General features: G+C 69.8%; 18 protein-coding genes and 1 pseudogene. 5 read left to right on the top strand and 14 right to left on the bottom strand.

Annotated features, from left to right (window positions below; translation table 11 throughout):
• The 4 genes from NBW77_RS18445 to NBW77_RS18430 all read right to left on the bottom strand — a co-directional run.
• On the bottom strand, positions 1-654 hold a 654-nt coding region (locus NBW77_RS18445), incomplete at its 3' end, for a CoA-binding protein (protein ID WP_250280063.1).
• Entirely contained in the window at positions 651-1,721 is a 1,071-nt protein-coding gene (locus NBW77_RS18440) for an acyl-CoA dehydrogenase family protein (protein WP_250280062.1), read from the bottom strand. The genes NBW77_RS18440 and NBW77_RS18445, both read right to left, overlap by 4 nt.
• Positions 1,718-2,578 (bottom strand): mycofactocin-coupled SDR family oxidoreductase, encoded by an 861-nt coding sequence (locus NBW77_RS18435; RefSeq protein ID WP_131744752.1) that lies wholly within the window; start codon positions 2,576-2,578, stop codon positions 1,718-1,720. Before NBW77_RS18435 ends, NBW77_RS18440 begins: the two co-directional genes overlap by 4 nt.
• A gap of 62 nt (positions 2,579-2,640) precedes the next feature.
• A complete protein-coding gene (locus NBW77_RS18430) occupies positions 2,641-3,873 on the bottom strand; it encodes a cytochrome P450 (RefSeq protein ID WP_165485739.1) in 1,233 nt (410 codons plus the stop codon).
• Between NBW77_RS18430 and NBW77_RS18425 the strand changes: the two genes are divergently transcribed.
• Positions 3,866-5,227 carry an amidohydrolase family protein gene (locus NBW77_RS18425; protein ID WP_250280061.1) on the top strand — a complete coding sequence of 454 codons (1,362 nt, stop codon included), beginning with the start codon at positions 3,866-3,868 and terminating at the stop codon, positions 5,225-5,227. The genes NBW77_RS18430 and NBW77_RS18425 overlap by 8 nt on opposite strands.
• Before the next feature lie 94 nt (positions 5,228-5,321).
• Here NBW77_RS18425 and NBW77_RS18420 read toward each other — a convergent pair whose 3' ends face one another.
• Positions 5,322-6,599, bottom strand: a complete 1,278-nt coding sequence (locus NBW77_RS18420; RefSeq protein WP_131744754.1) for an FAS1-like dehydratase domain-containing protein — start codon at positions 6,597-6,599, stop codon at positions 5,322-5,324.
• Positions 6,600-6,767: 168 nt separating this feature from the next.
• Positions 6,768-8,003, bottom strand: a complete 1,236-nt coding sequence (locus NBW77_RS18415) for a CaiB/BaiF CoA transferase family protein (protein WP_131744772.1) — start codon at positions 8,001-8,003, stop codon at positions 6,768-6,770.
• 97 nt (positions 8,004-8,100) lie between these two features.
• Between NBW77_RS18415 and NBW77_RS18410 the strand changes: the two genes are divergently transcribed.
• Positions 8,101-9,564 (top strand): aldehyde dehydrogenase family protein, encoded by a 1,464-nt coding sequence (locus NBW77_RS18410; protein WP_131744755.1) that lies wholly within the window; start codon positions 8,101-8,103, stop codon positions 9,562-9,564.
• A 138-nt stretch (positions 9,565-9,702) separates the two neighbouring features.
• Here NBW77_RS18410 and NBW77_RS18405 read toward each other — a convergent pair whose 3' ends face one another.
• The 3 genes from NBW77_RS18405 to NBW77_RS18395 all read right to left on the bottom strand — a co-directional run bounded on the left by NBW77_RS18405 (position 9,703) and on the right by NBW77_RS18395 (position 14,260).
• Positions 9,703-12,480 (bottom strand): branched-chain amino acid ABC transporter permease/ATP-binding protein, encoded by a 2,778-nt coding sequence (locus NBW77_RS18405; protein ID WP_131744756.1) that lies wholly within the window; start codon positions 12,478-12,480, stop codon positions 9,703-9,705.
• Positions 12,477-13,172 (bottom strand): ABC transporter ATP-binding protein, encoded by a 696-nt coding sequence (locus NBW77_RS18400; RefSeq protein ID WP_131744757.1) that lies wholly within the window; start codon positions 13,170-13,172, stop codon positions 12,477-12,479. The genes NBW77_RS18405 and NBW77_RS18400 overlap by 4 nt, the downstream gene beginning before the upstream one ends.
• Positions 13,173-13,249: 77 nt before the next feature.
• The gene (locus NBW77_RS18395; protein WP_165485742.1) at positions 13,250-14,260 is read right to left on the bottom strand and encodes an ABC transporter substrate-binding protein; all 1,011 of its coding nucleotides are present in this window, start codon (positions 14,258-14,260) and stop codon (positions 13,250-13,252) included.
• Positions 14,261-14,267: 7 nt separating this feature from the next.
• Here NBW77_RS18395 and NBW77_RS18390 point away from each other — a divergent pair, with 7 nt between their 5' ends.
• Positions 14,268-14,687 carry a hypothetical protein gene (locus tag NBW77_RS18390; protein WP_165485743.1) on the top strand — a complete coding sequence of 140 codons (420 nt, stop codon included), beginning with the start codon at positions 14,268-14,270 and terminating at the stop codon, positions 14,685-14,687.
• Here the strand turns inward: NBW77_RS18390 and NBW77_RS18385 are convergent.
• Together NBW77_RS18385 and NBW77_RS18380 are read right to left on the bottom strand one after the other, a co-directional pair.
• On the bottom strand, positions 14,684-15,775 hold the full coding sequence (locus NBW77_RS18385; RefSeq protein ID WP_131744773.1) for an NAD(P)-dependent alcohol dehydrogenase: 1,092 nt from the start codon (positions 15,773-15,775) through the stop codon (positions 14,684-14,686). The genes NBW77_RS18390 and NBW77_RS18385 overlap by 4 nt on opposite strands.
• A 14-nt stretch (positions 15,776-15,789) precedes the next feature.
• A complete protein-coding gene (locus NBW77_RS18380; RefSeq protein ID WP_131744759.1) occupies positions 15,790-17,238 on the bottom strand; it encodes an aldehyde dehydrogenase in 1,449 nt (482 codons plus the stop codon).
• Between the two features lie 342 nt (positions 17,239-17,580).
• On the opposite strand from NBW77_RS18380, the gene NBW77_RS18375 reads away from it, so the two are divergent.
• Entirely contained in the window at positions 17,581-18,498 is a 918-nt protein-coding gene (locus tag NBW77_RS18375) for a LysR family transcriptional regulator (RefSeq protein ID WP_165485744.1), read from the top strand.
• Between the two features lie 268 nt (positions 18,499-18,766).
• Here NBW77_RS18375 and NBW77_RS18370 read toward each other — a convergent pair whose 3' ends face one another.
• The 3 genes and pseudogenes from NBW77_RS18370 to NBW77_RS18355 all read right to left on the bottom strand — a co-directional run.
• Entirely contained in the window at positions 18,767-19,174 is a 408-nt protein-coding gene (locus NBW77_RS18370) for a type II toxin-antitoxin system VapC family toxin (protein WP_131744761.1), read from the bottom strand.
• A complete protein-coding gene (locus tag NBW77_RS18365; protein WP_131744762.1) occupies positions 19,171-19,407 on the bottom strand; it encodes an AbrB/MazE/SpoVT family DNA-binding domain-containing protein in 237 nt (78 codons plus the stop codon). Before NBW77_RS18365 ends, NBW77_RS18370 begins: the two co-directional genes overlap by 4 nt.
• Before the next feature lie 287 nt (positions 19,408-19,694).
• A pseudogene (locus tag NBW77_RS18355) lies at positions 19,695-19,889 on the bottom strand (LysR family transcriptional regulator); the annotation flags it as partial.
• A gap of 247 nt (positions 19,890-20,136) precedes the next feature.
• Between NBW77_RS18355 and NBW77_RS18350 the strand changes: the two are divergent.
• Positions 20,137-20,784: ketopantoate reductase family protein (locus NBW77_RS18350; protein ID WP_242605483.1), on the top strand; the 648-nt coding region annotated here is incomplete at its 3' end.

Raw genomic sequence — 20,784 nt, 5'->3', positions numbered from 1 at the left:
GTCGAGGACGGCGTCGAGGATGTCCGTTATCGTGATCATCGCCTCGTTGCCGGTGGTCACGACGTGGCTCAGAGCAATGTGCTGCTGGATCGCGTGCAGGACGATCGTGCCGGCGACGGCACCGCTCTGGGAGATCAGCGCGACGTGCCCGGCTGGACGGATGACCCCGGGCATGGCCGCGAGAGCCACGCTCTTGGAGAGGTTGGCGAAGCCGAGCATGTTGGGCCCGAGCAGTGCGATGCCCAGCTCCGACGCCGCGCCGACAAGCTCGTCCTGGGCGCTGCGGCCCGCTTCACCCGACTCGCCGTAGCCCGAGGCAAGGACGACCGCGGCTCGCGCGCCAGCTGCGGCGGCGTCACGCAGGGACTCGACGACGCCTGCCCTGGGCACCGCCACGAAGACCGCGTCCAAGGGGGCGGTCACGTCCTTGCACGAGGCGATGGTGGCCGTGCCGAACACCTCGGGGGATTTCGGGTTGACAAGCCAGGTCCGGTCCATCGCGCCGAGCTCCTGTTGGGCCTGGCACGCGAGCATCGAGAAGCGGTTCTTCTCGCTCGCGCCGATGATCGCCACATTGCGGGCGTACAGCAGCGCACGTGCTGCGTCTCCGTAGGTCGTCGTCGAACCTCTCAGCCCTGAAGCGACGGCGGTCATGCGTCCTCCTCACCTGCGGGCGCAGCGGGCAGGCCCATGCCCACCGCGACCGTCTCGCGGTGCTGGGTCGGGCTGCCGTGCAGAGCCTGGTTGCTGACGGCGCGCCGGTAGTAGAGGTGCGCCGGGTGCTCCCAGGTGAAGCCGATGCCGCCGAGGACCTGGATGCACCCGGCCGTGACCGCCACCGCGTTCTCGGTGGCGCAGGCCTGTGCCATCGCGGCCGCGATGGCGGGGTCTTCGCCGGTGTCGGCGACCCGCAGCGCATATGTCGAGACCGACCGCGCGGACTCCACGGCGACCAGCATGTCCGCGCAGCGGTGCTTGATCGCCTGGAACGACCCGATGGGCCGGCCGAACTGGTGGCGGACCTTCGCGTAGGCCACCGCGGTGTCCAGGGCCCAGGCGGCGACGCCGACGCTCTCCGCGGCGAGGGCGATGCCCAGGGCCTGGGAGGCGGCGGCCAGGCACGGCGACGCCTCGCCGGACAGCACCGCGGCCGGGCCGTCGATCGCCAGGTCCGCCAGCCGGCGGGTGAGGTCCAGGGTGGCGAGCGGGGTGGCCACGATCGAGCTGCTCGGCACGGCCAGCAGCTCACCGCCGGTGCTCTCGACGAGGACGAGATCCGCGGTCGCCCCGTCAAGGACCATCGAGGCACTGCCGCGTGCGGCGCCTCGATGGTGCTCCACCCGGGCGTCCAGGGACACCGTCGCGGTGAGTGCGCCGGAGGAGATGGCGGGGAGGTGCTCCCGGTCACCCGCGGCGTGCAGCGCCGTCGTGGCGAGCACGATGCTCGACAGGAACGGCACGCACGCCAGCGAGCGTCCGAGCTCTTCGAGGACGACGCCCACCTCGGCCCATCCCGCGCCCGCGCCGCCGAGCTTCTCCGGGATCGCGAGGCCCAGGACGCCCATGTCTGCGAGCGCCCGCCACAGCGCGGGGTCGCCCCCGCTCTCGGCGCCAGTCCGCCGGTCCAGGTCGCCCAGCAGTTCCTGGACGCCGCGGCGCAGGTCATCCTGCTCGTCTGTCAGCGCAAGGTCCACGGTGCTCCGCCCGGCGGCGGCGCTCACGGCTTGTTGGTGTTGCCCGCGTCCACCGCGAGCTGGACTCCGGTGACGTAGCGGGCCTCGTCGGAGGCCAGCCAGAGCATCGCGTGGGAGATGTCGAGCTCGGGGATCACGCCCACGGGGGCGTGGTCGCCGCCGGGCTCGGTGTCCAGATCGGGGAGCAGGTTCGTCGCGCCGAGCATCGCGGTGGGGTTCGCCATGAGGATCGGGATCGCGGTCTCGGCCCCGCCGATGCCCATGCCCGGGCTCGCGACCCCGGTGGGGTGCACCGTGTTGACGCGGATGCGGTGCGGCGCCAGCTCGTTGGCGAAGGCCTTCATCAGCCCGACGACCCCGTGCTTGCTGGCAACGTAGTGGGCGTAGGGCAGCTGGCCGCGGATGCCCGCCGCCGAGCTGGTGATCGTGATGGTGCCGCCCCGCCCGGCCTCGATCATCGACGGCACGGTGCACACGATGGTGTTCCACACGCCCTTGAGGTTGGTGTCGATGATCGCGTCGTAGACGTCGTCCTCGATCTCCCAGGACCGCTCGTGGAAGGTGATGATGCCCGCGTTGGCGAGCACGGCGTCGATCCGCCCGAAAGCCTCGAGGCCGGCGTCGACAGCCGCGGAGACCTGGTCGCGATGGCGGACGTCCGCGACCGCGGTGACGCATCGCCGGCCCGCCTTCTCCACCAGCTCCTTGGTCTCCCCGAGGTCTTCCGGCGAGGGGTGCTGGTAACCCACCCTGGGGTGGATCTCGGCGCACGCGTCGACGGCGACGACGTCGGCACCCTCCTCGGCGAAGCGCACCGCGTGCGAGCGGCCCTGCCCCTGGCCGGCGCCGGTGATGAAGACGACCTTGTCCGCGACCCTGCCCATGTCTGCTCCTTCGCTCCTTTGTCACGATGTGCGTGGTCGGTCCCGCCGGTCTTGCTGGAAAGTCACACCAGGAACGCGAACGGGGTCGGTTCGACGGGACCGCTCGGTGCGCTGAACGGCATGCCGACCCAGCCGTTGACGATCCCGATGCTCGGGTACCGCCGCGCCGACGCCTCGTCGACGACGTACTCGGGCATCCGCCGCAGCACCTCCTCGAGGACGATCCGCATCTCCAGGCGCGCGAACGTCGACCCGAGGCAGCGGTGGATGCCCAGACCGAAGGCCTGGTGGCGGTTTGGGAACCGGGTGAGGTGGACTGACTCGGGATCGTCGAAAGCCTCCGGATCCCGGTTGGCCGCGGCCATGGAGAGCAGGACACGACCCCCCTCGGGGATGTCGGTCCCGCTGAGGGTGACGGGGCAGGTGGCTGTACGAGCCAGCGCCTGCGTCGGCGTGAAGTAGCGCAGGAACTCCTCGCAGGCGTTGGGGATGAGGGAAGGGTCGGCCGCCAACCTGGCTTTCTCATCGGGGTGCTGGTGGAGCCACAGCAGCGCGTTGGCCATCAGGGAGGTGGTCGTGTCGACGCCGCCGATGAGGATCAGCGACGAGATCTCGAGGATCTCCTGATCGGTCAGGGCCCTGCCGTTGACCTCGGCCTGCACCAGCATGGTGAGTAGGTCGTCCCGCGGCTCGCCGCGCCTCGCCGCGGCCGTCTCCCCGAGCTTGACGATGACCGTGAAGTACATCGCGAGGGCCTCGTCGTGTCCGGGGCTGCCGGGTGCCTCGTAGACCATCCGGTGCATCGGCTCGGCGTAGGTCTCCCAGTCTGCGAGCGGGAGGCCGAGCAGGTGCGCGGTGAAGACGCCGGGTACGGGGTTGAGCAGGTCCAGGACGAGGTCACCGCTCCCCTTGGCCACGATCGGGTTAAGGAAGGCCGTCGTGAGATCGCGGATCTTCTGCTCGTAGCGTCTCGACGCGGCGGGGGAGAAGTGCGGGTTGAGCAGCTGGCGGAAACCGGTGTACTCGGGTGGGTCCATCTCGATAGGGGTCTGCTTCAGTGGAGCAGACGGGATCGCGACGCCGCCGGAGTGGTTCCCGTGCTCGTCGACAGCGTGGTGGGACGAGAAGCCGGCGTCGTCGAGGAACGCCGTCTTCACGTCCTCGTAGCGGGTGAGCAGCCAGAAGCCGTCGTAGGCGGCGACGTGTGACACTGGACAGGTCCGACGCAGGTCCGCGTGGATCTGCGCCCAGTGCTCGGCGTAGCGGGCGGAGTGGTGGTCGTAGGTCGTGCTCACGCCTGCACGTAACCACGTCCACCCGCCGGTAAGTAGCGGTGCCGGCGAAATGGGTCTTCTCATCCCCGAGGCTGGACGTGGCACGCCGCGTACGCCTCACCCCACCGATGAGACGTACCCGTCGTCGACGCCGAGCACGATCATATTCCGGCCGGCCGGAGCGCCCGAGAAGCGGGTTCCGACCCTTGTCCGTCTCCGGCCGGCGAGCGAGAGTGGTCAGATGATCAATCTTTTCAGCGTCGACGACCACATCATCGAGCCGCCCGGTGTGTGGCAGGACCGGGTCCCGCAGAAGTACAAGGCCGCCGCGCCCCAGGTGCGCGAGGAGTCCGACGGTACGCAGTACTGGACCTACGAGGACACCCGCGAGGCGACCATGGGCCTCAACGCCGTCGCCGGCAAGCCGATCGAGACCTGGGGGCTGGAGCCCAGGCGTTTCGACGACATGATCCCCGCGTGCTACGACCCGGTGGCCCGGGCCCAGGAGCTGCTGTCCCAGGGCGTCTGCGCCTCGGTCGCCTTCCCGTCCCTGCCCAGGTTCGGTGGCGCCCTGTTTGCGTCCTTCAAGGACAAGGAACTGGCCGCCGCCTGCGTGCGGGCGTGGAACGACTTCGTCCTCGACGAGTGGTGCCCCGCCGGTCCGCGCGGCCTCTACGTCCCCATGACGATCGCGCCGCTGTGGGATCCCCAAGCCGCCGCGGCCGAGCTGCACCGCTGCGTCGCGAAGGGCGCCAAGGCGATCTGCCTGCCGGAGAACTCCGCCCCGCTCGGCCTCCCGTCGTACTGGCAGGCCGACTGGGACCCGCTGTGGCGGGCCGTCACCGAGACCGGAGTGCCGGCCTGCATGCACATCGGCTCCAGCGGCCAGCTCTATGCGGGCTCCGCCGACTCGTCGTTCGCGGTGCCGATCGCGACGATGGCCGTCGCGTCGTGGGTGTGCGCGGTCGACATCTCCCTGAGCCCCGTCTTCGCGAAGTTCCCCGACGTGCAGATCGTGTGGTCCGAGGGCGGCATCGGGTGGGTGCCCGCCGCCCTCGAGCGGGCGGACCGCCAGTGGGAGCGCCACCGCTACTGGTCGCACCTGCCGAACGACGTGCTCCCCAGCGAGGTGTTCAGGCGCAACTTCACCTTCTGCATGATCGAGGAGCCGTGGGGCCTGGAGCAGCGCGGCCGGGTAGGCGTCGACCGCATCGTGTGGGAGGCCGACTTCCCCCATGCCGATACGCCCTACCCCCACACCCAGAAGATCGTGGCGGAGCTGTTCGCGGGCGTGTCCGCCGATGACACCGCCGCCATCACCCACGGCAACGCCGAGCGTCTCTTCGGCTGGGAGATGGCGGAGCTGCCTGCGTGACGGACCGGGCGGGGGCCGGCCGGTCCGTCACCCGCGGCGACGCAGGCGCGGGTGCGGGGCGGTCTCGCCGTCGCCCGGTCCGTCACCGTCAGCGTCAGCGTGCGCGGCGCTCGCGAAGCAGCTCACCGTGGCGGGCCAGGACCTCCGTCGCGGCCCTGCTCAGCTCGGCGGGCACCGCAGGCAGGACCGGTAGGCCATGCTCGTGGCTGGGTAGAGCGACCGTCGCCGCCCCGCGGGCCGTCTCCTCGTCGCGCTGGTTGCGCGCCCACACCGCGACGTCGACGAGGGCACGCCCGTCCTCGACCCGCTTGCCCGTCACCTCGCCGCCGAGCACCTGGGCGTCGCCCTGGTAGTTGAACTTGCGGATCTCGTCGTGCTGGCGTTCGACCCAGCCGTCGTCGCCGGCCCAGTCGGTGAGGAAGTGGTGGAGCCAGCACTCGCGCAGCACGCCGTAGTCGTAGGCGCGCGGGTTGCCGATCGCCTGCGCCCATGCGTTGTCCCAGTGGACGCGCTGGGCGACGTCGGGGACTCCGTACTCGTTCTTGACGTAGAACGCCGGGATGCGCTGGCGGTTCTCCCAGCCCCGGCGACCTGTCTTCAGCCCGTAGGGCACGAAGCCGTAGCCGCCGGCGTGGAAGATGACCATGTCCGTCGTGGTCAGCGGGCCCTTGGCCTTGGCTCCCATGGCCTGGCCGACCTCGACGTCCTCCCACATGAGCCGGGCCCGTCCCTGGCGGGTCTCGGCGGCGTAGGTCTCGTCGAGGGCGGCGAGCTGCGCGTCGTCCCAGCTCGGCGCGGGGATCTCCGTGTACTTGCCCTTGTCCCGCGCCTTCTTCCGCTCGGTGTAGATCACGAGCGTGCGGTAGACACCGACGACCTCCGCACGCTGGTTGACCTTGATGTCGCGTAGCACCCGGATGACCGAGCTGCCGGCGAACTCCGACTGCTTGGTCTCCACCGATTCCAGTCCGGAGAGGCTGTAGAGGGTGTCGCCCGGCCGCACAGGCCGGTACCAGGTCCAGGTACCGCCGGAGACGAAGGCGTGGATGCCCCGGTAGGAGCCGCCCTTGGCCAAGGGGTCCTGGTCGCCCAGCAGTGGCGCGTTGAGGACCGCCGCCATGATCGGTGGCGCGATCTGCCCGCCCCACCGGCTCGTCTCACCGTGATCCGGGTCGCAGAACAGCGGATTGTCGTCGCCATAGCTGTGGGTGAAGTTGCGGATGGCCTCGGGGGTCGCGGTGGACAGGTACTCCTGCTGCCTGCTCGCCACGAGGCGCCCGAGCGCCGCCCGATCCTTCGCGAGGTCCTCCTCGACAAAGACGCCGGAGGAGGCCCGCTCGAACTCTGCCTGTTGGTCGGTCGTCACAGTCATGAGGTGCCGTCCGAAGTGAGCATCGAAGTGAGCATCGAAGTGAGCATCGAAGCGGAGCGAGGAGCGGAGCGGAGGAAGGCACCGGGGTGCATGGTCATGGCTTGAGTGTCCCGACGTGCGGGTCCCGCGTGACCCTCCCGAGCGGGAAGGGCACTTTCACGCGGGCCGTCAGATGATCTTCGCCGCGCGCAGCGCCGCGATCCGCTGCGGACCGTGCCCGATCTCCGCGAGCAGCTCGTCGGTGTGCTGGCCGAGGGTGGGGGCGGGCCGGCGCAGCTCCCACGGCTGGCCCTCGACGCGGACGGCCTCGCCGACATAGGTGAAGGACCCGGCCAGCGGATGCTCGCCCTCGACGAGGATGCCGCGGGCGCGGACGTGCGGGTCGTCGAGCAGGTCACGCAGGTTGTTAGCCCGGGTCAGCGGTACGTGGTGCGCAAGAGCGAGGGTGACCCACTCGTCGGCGTCGCGGCTGTGGAAGATCTTCTGCAACTCCCGGCGCAACTCGAGGAGGCCGAAGCCGAAGTCGACGGGCCCGCTGGTATCGAGCCTGTTGATCAGGTCCGCGCGGTCGACGGCCAGACAGAAGGCACGCCAGAACTTGGGCTCGGTGGCGCAGAACAGCAGGAACCGGCCGTCGCGCGCCTCGTAGAACTGGTAGAACGCCGACCCGCTGTCGTCCTGCTCGGTTCGCGGCATCGTCGCGTGGTCGGTGACCCGGTCCCGGTTGAGATTGTAGGTGACGGCGATCCACGCCTGCGCGATGACCGCGTCGCTGGCGGCGGCGTCGAGGAAGCAGCCCTCGCCGGTCCGCTCGCGCTGGAACAGGGCGGCGGCGACGTGGAACGCGGCATGGACCGCTCCGGCGGCCGTGCCCTCGCCGCCGCTGGTGGTGCCCCCCAGGTAGTCGGGCGTCTGCACCCGGCGGACGAGCCCGTCCGGGCCCATCTCAACCGGCAGCGCGCCGGCCAGCGCGTTGGTCATCTGCCCGTGGGTCGGCATGCTGGCCAGCGGGCCCTCACTGCCGTAGCCGGAGTACTGGCAGTAGACGATGTCGGGCTTCGCCGCCCGCTGCTGGGCGTAGCCGATCCCGAGCTTGGTGCAGGCGTCGCCGGCGAAGCCGTCGACGAACACGTCCGCGGTGGACAGCAGCTCGTAGAAGAGGGCGCGGCCTTCGTCCTTGCGCAGGTCGAGGGTGACGCTGCGCTTGTTCTTGTTGACCTGGATGTGCGCGGGGCTGTGCTGCGGGGTGATCTGGCCGAGGAAGCCGCGCAGGTAGTCGCCCGTACCGGGTGACTCAATCTTGATCACGTCGGCGCCGAGGTCGGCGAGCAGGGTGCCGAGTGTGTCGCCGTTGAACAGCATCGCGGATTCGAGGACGCGGACGCCTTCGAGTAGTCGACTCACTCCGCCCACCCTTGCCCACCACACGTCCGGTGTCGAGCAAACCCCGTTTGCGCTGTGGATGCGCGCAATCGCGGTGATGCCGTACCAGAATTGACCAATGACTGTCCTCGAGGCCGATCTCACTGTCCTGCCGGATCCGGGTCTGCTGATAGGTGACGGGCGGGTGTCAGAAAGCAGCGGAGGCGAGTTCACTCATGTGTACGCGGCCACCGGGAAACCGACCCGCGGCGTGTCGATGGCCGGCGCGGGTGAGATCGACGCCGCGGTGCGGGCGGCCCGCGACGCGCTGCCCGGCTGGCGCGCCACGCCGCTCGACCGGCGCCGCGACCTGCTGGCCGAGGCCGCCCGGCTCATCCGACGCGAGGCCGAGACGATCGCGCAGCTCACGACGATCGACAACGGGACGCCGTATGCGATCGCCGCGAGCACGCCGCTGCTCGCGGCGGACCTCTTCACCTACAACGCCGGCTGGGCCGACAAGATCGGTGGAGAGGTCGTCGGGACGTGGCCGGTGCCGGCGCTGGACTACACCCTTGACGAGCCGTACGGCGTCGTCGGGGTGATCGTGCCGTGGAATGGACCGGTCGTCTCCGTCGGCCAGATCGTGGCTCCCGCGCTGGCTGCGGGCAACTGCGTGGTGCTCAAACCGTCGGAGCTCGCGCCCTGGGGCTGCCTGCGCATCGGAGAGCTGCTCCTTGAGGCAGGCTTCCCGCCTGGCGTGATCAACGTGGTGCCCGGTGGACCGGCCGGTGGCGAGGCACTGGTCAGCCATCCCGACGTCGACAAGATCCACTTCACCGGCGGCGGTCAGACGGCCAAGCGCATCCTCGCCTCGGCGCTGGAGACGCTCAAGCCGGTGGGACTCGAACTCGGGGGCAAGTCCGCGAACCTCGTCTTCGAGGACGCCGACCTTGTCGCGGCCGCACAGCAGGCCATGACGGGAGCGATCCTGCTCTCGGGCCAGGGCTGCATCCTCGGCACCCGGATCCTGGTGCAGCGCAGCATCCACGACGCGTTCCTCGGAACACTGTCGACGATTCTCGGCCAGATCCCGGTGGGGGACCCGAGCCTGGCGACGTCGGTCATGGGGCCGGTGGTCAGCGAGGGCGCCGCCGATCGGATCCTGGGGATGGTGGCCACCGCGCAGAAGCAGGGCAATCGTCTGGTCACCGGCGGCGAGCGGCTCGGTGGTGATCTCAGCGACGGGTGGTTCATCGGACCGACGGTCCTCGCCGACGTCGCGCCGACCGACTTCATCGCGCAGAACGAGGTCTTCGGTCCCGTGCTCGCCGTGACCCCCTTCGACACGGAGGCCGAAGCCGTGACGATCGCCAACTCGACCCGCTACGGGCTGGCCGCCTACGTCCAGACCGACGACCTGCGCCGCGCCCACCGCGTCTGCGCGGCGCTTGAGGCGGGCAACATCTGGGTCAACGGCTTTCTCGGCATCCCCCCGGGAGCGCCCTTCGGCGGAGTGAAGCAGAGCGGCCAGGGCCGGCTGGGCGGAATCCACGCGATCCGGGAGTTCACCCGGCCCAAGAACGTCTGGATGGCGCTGTAGGCCAGGTCGGTCCACCCGCGGCTCCCCGGTGGGCCGGGTACGGGGTCGTTGCCACCTTCACGGCCGTGAAGGTGGCAACGGAGGTTTGGACCTGGGTCACCACGGTTGGAGTTGCCAACCAGTGTTGGATCTCAGGGCTCAGGTGCGGGAGACCGCCGAGGTGGTCTCGTGGGCCAATGCCGGCGCGGTCACGTCCTGCTGACCGTCCCCGTCCTGCGACGGCGTCCCGGACTGCTCGTGAGAGGCCCGGGTGCCAAGGTAGGCCGCGGCCACCACGGGATCGGACCTGATCTCGCTCGGGGTTCCCTCGGCAATCTCACGACCAAACTCGAGCACGAGCACCCGATCGGCGGTGCGCATGACCATGGCGACGTCGTGTTCGATGAGCAGCACGCCGATGCCGCGCTCGTCGGCGAGCCGGCGCAGCAGCTCACCGAGGGCGCGCGATTCGTCCTCGTCGAGCCCGGCGGCCGGTTCGTCGAGCAGCAGCACCGACGGTTCGGTCGCCAGCGAGCGGGCGATCGCGACCGATCGGCGCTGACCATAGGACAGGCTCTCGGCCTTGATGTCGACCACGTCTTCCAGGCCCATGTCCCGGACCGCACGCGCCACCCCCGCCGGCAGCTGGTCGCCGCCGGGGCGGACGAGGTCGCGCAACCAGGCCCGCCGGTCGTGCGAGTCAGCCGCCGCGAGCAGGTTCTCCCGGACGGTCATATCGTCGAAGAGCTCAAGGGACTGGAACGAGCGGCACAGTCCTTCCCGGGCGCGCAGGTGCGGACTGAGCGTGCCGATGTCGTGGCCGCCGAGGAACACCGATCCCGCGGCCGGCTGGGCGTAGCCCGTCACCGCGTCGATCAGTGTCGTCTTGCCGGCGCCGTTCGGTCCGAGGATCCCGATCACGGTGGCAGGTGGGACCGTGAGGTCGATCTTGTCGAGCGCGACGACCCCGCCGAAGCGAACCGTGACGTTGCGGATCTCCAGTGCTTTGGCCGGGACGGTGCCTGCGTCCCCCGGGCCGTCCAGCGGTAGGGGCGCCCCGGGAGACGTCACGATGCGGTCCCGGAGCTGGCGGGCGACGGCGATGTTGCGTCCCGCCAGCCCGTCCGGCGCGCTCAGCAGCAGCAGGAGCAGCAGGACGCCGCCGACGAGCGGGAGGTACTCGTCGACGCTGCCGAACACCTTCGAGAGCAGGAGAGCTCCGACGCCCGCGGCAGCGATCGTCGAGCCGTAGAGCGGCCCGCAGACGTAGCCGATACCACCGATGACGGCGAGGGTCAGGATCGTGATCGAGGCGAAGGGGTCGAACAGCGTCGTGTACTGGATGGCGGAGAAGCTGAACGCGTAGAGGATGCCGCCGAGCCCCGCTATCGCGGCGCCGAGACTGAATGCGTAGAGCTTCGACTGGATGACCGAGATGCCCAGCGAGGCCGCCGCCCGTTCGTTGGCGCGCACCGCGAGCAGCCGCCGGCCGCTGCGTCCGCGGCGGAGGTTGGCCACGGCAACCGCGACCACCGCGAACGAGACCACGCACAACGCCGCGTAGCTGCCCGGGTGGAGCACCGGGTCGATCGGGATGCCGAGCATGGTCTGGGGTGAGATAGGCGTCCCGCGGTTGCGCCCGGTGAAGTCGGTGCTGTTGAACAGCAGCGACCAGGATGCGAAGCCGAGGCCGAGGGTGACGACGGCGAGGTTCACGCCGCGGGTGCGCAGTGCGGGCAGGCCGAAGACGAAGCCGACTGCGACTGCGGTCGCGACGCCCAGCGGCACGGCCGCCTCGAAGGGCCAGCCGTGGTTGGACACCAGACGCCCGGCGGCGAAGGCACCCACCCCGCCCAGTGCGAACTGGGCGAGGGACAGCTGTCCCGCGTACCCGGTGACGACGACGACGCTCAGCGCGATCATGGCCGCGGACATCGAGCTGATCAGCGCCACGTTCCAGTCGGTCGGCAGGACAGTGGCCGCGAGTACGGCCAGGACGGCGGCGGGCCCGAGCGCATACAGGGGAGAGCGGATCGCGGCGCCCACCGTGGGCAGGCGGTCGGCGGTGCTCCCACGGACGGGAAGCCCCTGACCGCGGACGACGAGCACCAGCACGATGACGAGGAAGGGGACGGAGTCAGGGACGCCGGTCGTCTGCACGTAGTGCGTGCACTCGCTCTGGAGGACGCCGATCAGCAGTCCGCCGACGAGTACCAACGGGTAGGAGCGAAACCCGCCGAGCAGTGCGGCCGCCAGCGCCGCGATGATCGTGAACGCCAGCGAGTTGACGGAGAGGTAGTCGCCGGTGAGCGAGGGGAAGAAGGCGCCCGCCAGCCCGGCGAGGGCGCCACCCAACGCCCACGTGCCGCAGGCCAGCGCGTCCGGGGAGAACCCCAGCGCCGCCGCGGCGCGCTGGTTGGCGGCCGCGGCGGAAACGGCGAGCCCCAGCCTCGTCCGCGAGCTGAGGACGGTGAGGACGGCGGTGACTGCGACGGCGATGCCGGCCAGCCAGAAGGACTGCTGTCCGACGATCACGGAGCCGAGGTGGACGGGTTCTTCCGGGAGGGTCTTGGCCACGCTGAGCTGCTGCCCGGTGTAGCGGATGGTCACGGACTGCTGGATGATGCTCAGTACACCGAGGGTGGCGATCACCCGGACGAGGGGGCTGCGGGTGCGCAGCGGTCGCATGAGCAGGACCTGAACCAGCACCCCGACGGCGGCGAGCAGGATCGCGGCGACTGCCACGGCGGGAACCACGGGCATGCCCTGGTTCTCCCGCAGCTCGTGCACGACGTAGGCGCCCAGCAGGGCGAACGAGCCCTGGGCGAAGTTGATCGTCCCGCTGCCGCGGTAGACGAGGACGAGACCGATGCCGAGCAGGGCGATGAGCGCTCCACCGCCCAGGCCCAGGAGCCCGAACTGTGCGAAGACGGTCATACGGCTTCCGCTCCCAGGTAGGCGCTGGCGATGTCGTCGGCGCGGGTCAGCAGGTTCGCGGCAGTGTCGGTGAGGGCTATCCGTCCGTCCGCGAGCACGTAGGCGCGATCGGCCGCTTCCAGCGCCAGCGCGACGTGCTGCTCCACGAGCAGCACCGCGGTACCGTCCTGTGCGGCGTCGCGTAATGAGGCCAGAAGTCGCTCGACCACCAGCGGGGCGAGACCGAGGCTGAGCTCGTCCGCGAGCAGGACGCGGGGGCGCCCGGCGAGGATCCGGGCAAGCGCAAGCATCTGCTGCTGGCCGCCGGACAGGAGTCCGGCTCGCTTCGACAGATGCGGCTCGAGCTCGGGGAAGAACGCGAGTGCCCGGCTGGGATCTCCCCGCCCGAGCCTCAGGTTCTCGTGTCCGGTGAGCTCCATGAACACGCATCGCTCCTCGGTCAGCAGGCCGAGGCCGCGCCGGGCCCGCTGGTGCAGGCGACGGCGACGGGCGTCGCCCGAGACCGACACCGACCCGCCCTGCGGGGTGAGGTCGCCCGCGATCGTGAGTAACGTGGTGGTCTTGCCGGCGCCGTTGCGGCCGAGGAGGGCGACGACCTCGCCGGGGTGGACCTCGAGGTCGAGGTCACGCACGACCGGGACACCGTGGAATCCGACTGTGAGTCCGCTGACCAGGACCGCCGGCGATGACATGGGGCTCCTTCACGACGGCTGGCCGCGGGTGCGGGTGCGCCCGAGGCTCGCTCCCGTACCCGCGGCCACGCGGCGGGTCAGCTCTTCAGGGCTGCTTTGTAGTCGACGAACGTGCCGTCCTGCACAAGGGCGCCGTTCTTGATGTCGACGCCGATCAGCGAGGTGTCGAACAGCCGTGCGAGGGCGGGCACCGGGAACGGGCTGGTGAAGTCCAGGGGCGGGGTGAACCCGCCGGTGTCCAGGTTCGAGGTTTTATCCAGGGCAGCCTTGAACGATGCCGCGTCGAAGGTGGTGAGACCGGCCGCGACCTTGGCGAACACCACGCCCGACACCCACGCGTTGAGGTTTTCGGGGACGGTGAGGTCGACGTCGGACTTGCCCTCCGCCGCGAGTTCGCGCTTCAGGCCGGCCCAGATGGGGTCGGTCGCTATGGGGAAGCTGGACACGGTGTACGAGCCCTCGAGCTGGGTCTTGAACCTGGTCAACGACTCCGAGCCGACACCGCCGGCGGGGGCGAAGATCGTCTGGGAGACGCCGAGGCTCGTCGCCTTGGCGAGGTACTGGTTCAGGGCCTGCTCGGGCAGGATGCTGATAATGCAGTCGGCGTCTTTCGCGTTGCTGACCGTGCTGCTGAAGTCCGTCGTCGTGACGGGCACCTTGACGGTCTTGTCGACCGTCTTCTTCGACGCCGCGAGGCCCATCGCGACGAACGGCGCGAGACCAGCCGCCGCCGGCAGGTCATAGGTGACGATGTCGGTCTTGGCGCACCGCTGGCCGGCCTTCGTGCCGAGCGCGGCGAAACCGATCGGCCCGGGGACGAGCGGATAGGAGTTTGTGTCTGAATACTCGCTGCCCGAAATCGCATTGGCCGCCAGGTAGGGAATCTTCGCCGCGCCGAGAATCGGCAGGATCGAGTCGGCGAACTGGCTGAACGAGCCGAGCACGGCGACGGCCTTGTCGTTCACGGCTTGGCGGGCGCACGTGCCGGCGGTGTTGGGGTCGTTCTTGTCGTTGCAGGATTCCACCCTCAGCGGGTGGCCGGCGATCCCGCCCGCGGCGTTCGTCACCTTGGCGAAGGCCTCGAGCACAGTGGGGATGTCCGGGAAGTTCGCGCCGGAGGTTCCCGACGGAGTGATGGTGAGGACGGTGATCGGCGTCCCGGTCGCGGTGCTGCCTGCCGAGGCTGCCGCGCCCGCCGAGGTTGTGCTGGTGGAGCCGGTCGTTGACGACGTCGAGCTGCCGCAGGCCGCCGCCGCGAGGGCGACACCCATGACTAACGCGGCGCCGCGGATGGTCCTGAACCTCGCGCGCACTGTGATTCTCCTTCCGTCGCTCGAAGCTGGATGCCCTGACCGGATGGCAGCGCCGCCGAGCGAACGCGCTGACGGTATTGCGTCCGGTGTGACGTCGGTCATGGTCTGCGGCAGCAGAAATAGCGTTCTCACTTCAGCACCGAAAAAATCGGACAGATCGCCCGCGGTGCCGAGGGCGGCGGTTGGGGACGTGCGACGCTAGAAGACGAGCACCGGCTTCACGGTGACGCCGGCGACCGAGTCGGCTACCGCCCGGTTGATGTCCGTGAACGGATAGGTGGTGACCAGCTCTTCGAGCGGTAGCCGGCCCTCGGCGTGCAGCGCCACGAGCCTGGGCAGGAACTCGTGGGGGTCCGCATCACCCTCGATGGAACCCCGCAGCGTCTTGCCGCCGCTGATGATGTCGATGATGTCGACTGACACCTCCGGCCGGCCCAGGCCCACCGCGACCAGCGTCCCCCCCGAACCGACTGCCTTCATGGCCCGCGAGAGGACCGTGGGGACCCCCGTGGTGTCCAGGGCGTGCGTCGCGCCACCGGCGGTGTGGTCCTTGATCGCCTCGACCGGATCGTCCACACCGGGGTCGATCGTCATGGTCGCGCCCAGCTTGGCCGCCAGTGCCCGCCGCCCGGCCACCGGATCGACGGCGACGATCGTGCGCACTCCGCTCGCCCGCGCTGCGAGCAGGCCGGCCAGGCCCACAGTGCCCGCCCCGAAAACGGCGAAGGACGAGGTCTCGTCCGGCTTGAGGACGTTCAGCACGCTGCCGGCGCCCGTCTGGACACCACACCCGAGCGGCGCCAGAACGGTCAGGTCCGCACCCGGCTCCACCACGACGATGTTGTCGACCGTGGTCAGGCAGTGGCTCGCGAAGCTGGACTGGCCGAAGAAGCAGCCCCGTACCGGCGAACCGTCGAGCGACAGCGGCGTCGAGCCGTCGGCCCGCCCGCCGGAGGTGTTGAGGAGAGCGAACTGTTCGCAGTAGGCCGGCCGGCCGGCACGGCAGCGCCGGCACCGGCCGCAGCGCCGGTAGCTGAGCAGGACCGTGTCGCCGGGGCGGATGCCGCAGACACCGGCACCTACCTCCACGACGACGCCGGCGCCTTCGTGACCCAGCACGATGGGCCCGTACCCGATCGGCCACTTGGCCTTGACGGCCAGATCCGTATGGCATATCCCGCTCGCCAGCGTGCGTATCAGCACCTCGCCCTCGCCGGGCGCGGCGAGGTCGAGGGTCTCGATGCGAAACCGGCTGTCCGGTCCGCGAGATAGCGCGGCCGTGATCTGCAAGGTCGTCTCCCCGGTCACGCCGACCGGGCTGGCGCGAAGATCGACTTGACGTCGAAGTAGGCGTCGAGGCCCTCCGGTCCGCACTCTTTCCCGACGCCGCTGGCCTTCCAGCCCCCGAAAGGTGATCCTGGATCCAACGTCCACATGTTCAGCCCGATGCTTCCGGTCTGGATCTGTCGGGCGACGCCGAGAGCCCGGTCCGGGTCGGCGCTCCACACGCTACCGGCCAGTCCGTAGTCCGAGTCGTTGGCGATGTCGACCGCGTCGGCAACCGTGTCATAAGGGATCACGCAGACGACCGGTCCGAAGATCTCTTCCCGGGCGACGGTCATGGCGTTGTCGACGTCGGCGAACACGGTCGGCTCGACGAACCAGCCGCGATCCTGCCCGGGCGGACGGCCGCCGCCGGCCACCAGCCGGGCGCCTTCGCTCCGCCCGGCCGCGATGTATCCCTCGACCCGGTCGCGTTGGCGCGAGCTGACCAGCGGTCCCATCGTCGTGGCGCGCTCGAGCGGGTTGCCGAGCACGAAGGAGCGCGCGATGCCCGCCAGGCCGTCGACCACCGCGTCGTACAGCTTGCGGGGAGCGAGGACCCGGGAGTTGAGGAAGCAGGACTGTCCGGCGTTGGCGAAGGACAGGAAGCCCAGACCCTGCATCACCGCGGCCAGGTCGGCGTCGTCCAGTACAACGGCCGCGGACTTCCCGCCCAGTTCGAGGGTGACCGGTTTGAGTGCCGCCCCGCAGATCCCCCCGATGATCCGGCCGGCGGCGGTCGAGCCGGTGAAGGAGACCTTGTCGACGCCGGGATGCCTGATTAGCAGGTCACCGGTCTGCCGGCCACCGGTGATCAGGTTGACGACGCCCGCGGGGATGCCGGCGTCCTCGATTGCCTCCATGAGGTAGGCGGCATCCAGCGACGTCTCCGGGGCGGGCTTGAGCACCACGGTGCAGCCGGCGGCCAGCGCCGGCCCGAGCTTCAGCGCGGTAAGCCCGAGGGGGTAGTTCCACGGCACGATCACCGCGACGGTCCCGACCGGGCGCCGCTGCAGGCGCACCGTGCCGGGATAGGCCAGCGCCGGGCGCTCCTGGTCGGCGAAGCCACCGCGCGCCAGCGCCGCGTAGTACCGAAGTGTGCCAGCCACGGCGTGGACGTTGGCGGAGGCGGAAAACGCCAGCGGCATGCCGTTCTGCCGGGAGACGATCTCGCTGATCTGCTTCGAGCGGCGTTCGACCGCCCCGGCAAGCCGCTCGAGCAGGTCAGCCCGTTCGACGCTCGAAGTTGCGGCCCAGGTTGGCTGGGCCGCCCTGGCGGCAGCTACCGCCAGGTCCACCTCCTTGGCGCCCGCTTCGGGCAGGTCACCGAGCCGCTGCCCGGTGGCGGCCTCGATGATCGGGGTAGTCGTCTCCGACAGGGGTGTCGTCCACTGTCCGTCGATGTAAAAGCAGCCGAAGTGACGGCTCATACCAGGCCTCCCCGCAAGTATCTGACCACCTGAGGTTGCGGACCCGGAATCGGCGGACTTCCTCGTCGCGCGCCTCGTTGCCGGCGAGCCTGCGAATTCTGCCGTGAACCACCCGGCCAGCGCGAAACGCCTCGGCGGGTAACGATGTTGTGCGTCAGCATGGCACGGACCGGGCGGAGTCGAACATGACTGATGCCGCAATGGGCGGGTGTGCGCTCCAGCAATGTGTCGCGCCCACGCCCACGCCCACGCCCACGCCATGCCTACGCCCCCGTCGGTCCGTCGAAGCCGCCCGCGGCAGCGATGGACCGGGGCACGGCCGCCCTGGTATGTCCGTCAGGTATGGACATCCAGCAACTGCGCTGTTTCGTGGCGGTGGCGGAAGAACTGCACTTCGGGCGCGCGGCCGACCGGTTACACCTCACCGCCTCGCCGCTGAGCCGACGTATCCGCGAGTTGGAGCGGGAGCTGGGCGAGGAGCTCTTCGTGCGCGGATATCACCAGGTCACCCTGACGCGTTGCGGGCGGGAGCTCCTCGAGCCCGCAGCCGACGTCGTGCGGCGCTTCGACGCCCTGGGGGCCCGGCGGCCGGACCGGACCGCCCGGTCAACGCGGGAGATCGGCGCGGCACCGTTACTTACGCCGACGATCGTGGACCTGGTGCTCGGCACCTTCAAACAGCTCTATCCCGACATCGAGCTACCGATCACGCTCGAGCGGTCCGCCGTCCTGATGGAGATGTTGTGCGCACGGGAGCTCGATCTCGCGGTCGTGCACCTCCCGGTGACCGACCCGGGCCTGCGCGGTCTGGAGCTGGCCCGGTACCGCTACGCGGTGGCTACCCGCAGTGACGACGACGAACTGGCGAGCCGGCCTCGGGTACGGCTGGCCGACCTGATCGAGCGGGAGATGCTGCTGCCCTCGTCAAAGTTGCAACCGCTCGCGATGAAGAACCTGCGTGACTTCCTCGTCCGGGCCGGGATCAGGCACCTAAACGAACTGCCACACGCCGACTCGATCCACCTCGCGGCCCGGGTAATCCGTACGCGGAGCATCACGCTGGTCGTCGCGGACCCGGACAATCCCAGCACGCGTAGCTTCGCCGGACCCGGCTTCGCGCTTGTCCCACTCGACGAGCCGGATCTCCATTTTGCCGCCGGAGTCGCATGGCGGGCCGACGACGAGTCCGCCGACCCGATACTCGCCCATGTGATGGAGACCCTGCGCACCGGCCGGGGCGCGACGCTGCTCGTCGTGTAGCCAACACGGCTGACTCCTCTTGCCTCGCCGGTCCGGCCGCGGCGTGGCCGCCGTATAGGCTCGGACGAGCTACGTGACCACCTCGGAACGTCTCCTCAAGGACCTCGGCGAGTTTTCCGAATCCGACATCCCAGACCCCTCACCAAGATCCGGAGCGCCCAGCCTTCAGGTCAGGATTTCTGAGCCAAGATCTTGACGCGGGACACGCCGCAGCTTCAGGTAATCCGCTAGTCGATGGGGAAGGCGGTCCCTGGGGGCAGCACCGTGATCAGCTTACGACGATAACTTTGACGCCGACTGTGTCATAGGTGCCGCGTGCCCGCGCATCCCGGGTCGCGAGTGCTGCTCCGTGTTCTTTTGCGGCCAGTGCCACGAGTGCGTCATAGACGGCACCGCCTGCGATGCCGAGACGGCTCAGTGTGTCCGGTAGCTTGCAGGTGCGCGAGCTGCCCAGCACGAGCGGCGCAGAGAAGCGGGCATCCAGCAACCGGGCGGCGTCGGCTGGTGCCAGCCGCGCGTCGCCGGGCAGCCTCGTGAGAACGGAGTAGGTCTCGGCGAGGGCGTGGCTGCTGAGCGCGATCTCCTGCCCGCTCCACCAGCGGACGACGGCCGCGTGATCGTGGTGTGAGCGGACAAGTAGGGGGACGGCGACGCTGGTGTCGACCGCGACCGTCACTTGCGTCCCGCGTCGATGAGAGCGAAGACCACATCGTCATCGACCGGCGTCTCGCCGGCGGCGACGAGCACGCCGTCCTCCTCGACCAGGCGTGCGGTTCGGCCCGCGGGCACAATTTGCGCGCCAGCGCCGTACGGTGAGATGTCAACCTTCGTGCCGGGGAGCAAGCCCAGCGCGTCCCGGATCGGCTTAGGCAATACGATCCGGCCAGCCGGATCGATGACAGCTTCCACGGGAATAAGATACCATCGAAATCCCGTAAGGGTCCCAGGTGGCGCCGGGATCGGCGAGGGCTTACCGGGGGCGGCCATGTGGTGGCCCTGGCCGTCAGCCGGCGGCCCCGTCGATCGGGCGCCCACGAACCTGTTGATGCCCCACCGAGCTCGTAGAGCTTGCTGCGGTCAGGTAGAGATAGAAATCATGGCCGGGTGCGCCGGCAGGTGACCCACCTGCCGGTGGATCTCGCCGATGGTCGGGTCCAGCAGCGGGGAGTCGTGCCGGTTCGTCCCAGCCGAGACGATCCCGAGCGGGACACCGCCGCCGTCGGTCCCCAGGGCATGACCAGGGGACGCCCGATCGTCTTTTCCAGTCGGCGCACGTGTTGACTCACGGCTGACTGGGAGATGCACAGCATCTCCGCGGTGCGGCGAAACCCTCCGCGCTCGGCGATCGTCGTGAGGCTGCGCAGCGCCGTGATGTCCAGTACGCGCGACACAACGCGTGCTAGCACGCAACTGATTGCATTCCGCGATCGGATCGATCGCGGATCGGAGTTGGACACGCGGAGGAATTCTCATCATTCTGATTGACATGGTGGGGATAGCGCCCGGCGCCATCCCGGGCAACGCTTCGCCGCCGCGTTGGCTGCACCACCTGGACCGGAGAAGATCCTGTGATCCGGGTACCCGGGCCTCCGGCGGAAGGCTCCCCGGAGGTTCCCGTGCGATTCTCCGGAGGTTCCCATGCGAAAGGAAGGTAGTGCCATCAGCACGAGATACATCGTCATCGGGGCGGGTGCCGTGGGCGCGGCTGTCGCCGCGCAGCTGGACGGGGCCGGCCACCCCGTCGTCGTCGTAGCGAGGGGCGCGAACCTCGAGGCGTTGCGGTCCCGGGGCCTGCACTACATCCGGCCGGACTCCGACCGGTGGCTCGCGCTCGACGTCGCCGGTGAGCCGGACGAGGTCGACCTGCGCGTGGGCGACGTGCTGGTGCTCGCCACCAAGTCGCAGGACTCTGAAGCCCTGTTGCAGCAGTGGGCGTGGCGGCCGGTGGACGTGGACGGCACCGTGCGCACCGCTGCGGAGGTGCTGCCGATCCTGTTGCTGCAGAACGGGCTGGAGAACGCCCGGGTGGCGCTGCGCAGGTTCGCCACGGTGGTCGACGCCGTTGTCGTCATCCCGTCCTCGTACCTCAGACCCGGGGAGGTCGTGTCCCCGGCCGCGCCGCTCGTGGGAGGATTCTTCCTCGGCCGCGCGCCACGAGGCGGCGACCCGACGGTGGAACGCATCGCAGCGGACCTGCGCCGGGCCTCGTTCGCCGTCCAGGTGGTCGAGGACAGCGACCGCTGGAAGGCGGGAAAGCTGCTCGCCAACCTGGCCTACAACCTCGAC

It is taken from the genome of Frankia sp. Cppng1_Ct_nod (genome assembly GCF_920656135.1).
Taxonomy (GTDB): domain Bacteria; phylum Actinomycetota; class Actinomycetes; order Frankiales; family Frankiaceae; genus Protofrankia; species Protofrankia meridionalis.
This window is presented reverse-complemented; position numbering and strand designations above follow the sequence as displayed.

Bases quoted from the DNA above. Each gene is read 5' to 3' on its own strand.
- NBW77_RS18435 (WP_131744752.1), bottom strand. From the start codon at position 2,578: ATGGGCAGGGTCGCGGACAAGGTCGTCTTCATCACCGGCGCCGGCCAG.
- NBW77_RS18420 (WP_131744754.1), bottom strand. From the start codon at position 6,599: ATGACTGTGACGACCGACCAACAGGCAGAGTTCGAGCGGGCCTCCTCC.
- NBW77_RS18410 (WP_131744755.1), top strand. From the start codon at position 8,101: ATGACTGTCCTCGAGGCCGATCTCACTGTCCTGCCGGATCCGGGTCTG.
- NBW77_RS18405 (WP_131744756.1), bottom strand. From the start codon at position 12,480: ATGACCGTCTTCGCACAGTTCGGGCTCCTGGGCCTGGGCGGTGGAGCG.
- NBW77_RS18400 (WP_131744757.1), bottom strand. From the start codon at position 13,172: ATGTCATCGCCGGCGGTCCTGGTCAGCGGACTCACAGTCGGATTCCAC.
- NBW77_RS18390 (WP_165485743.1), top strand. From the start codon at position 14,268: ATGTCCGGGAAGTTCGCGCCGGAGGTTCCCGACGGAGTGATGGTGAGG.
- NBW77_RS18380 (WP_131744759.1), bottom strand. From the start codon at position 17,238: ATGAGCCGTCACTTCGGCTGCTTTTACATCGACGGACAGTGGACGACA.
- NBW77_RS18375 (WP_165485744.1), top strand. From the start codon at position 17,581: ATGGACATCCAGCAACTGCGCTGTTTCGTGGCGGTGGCGGAAGAACTG.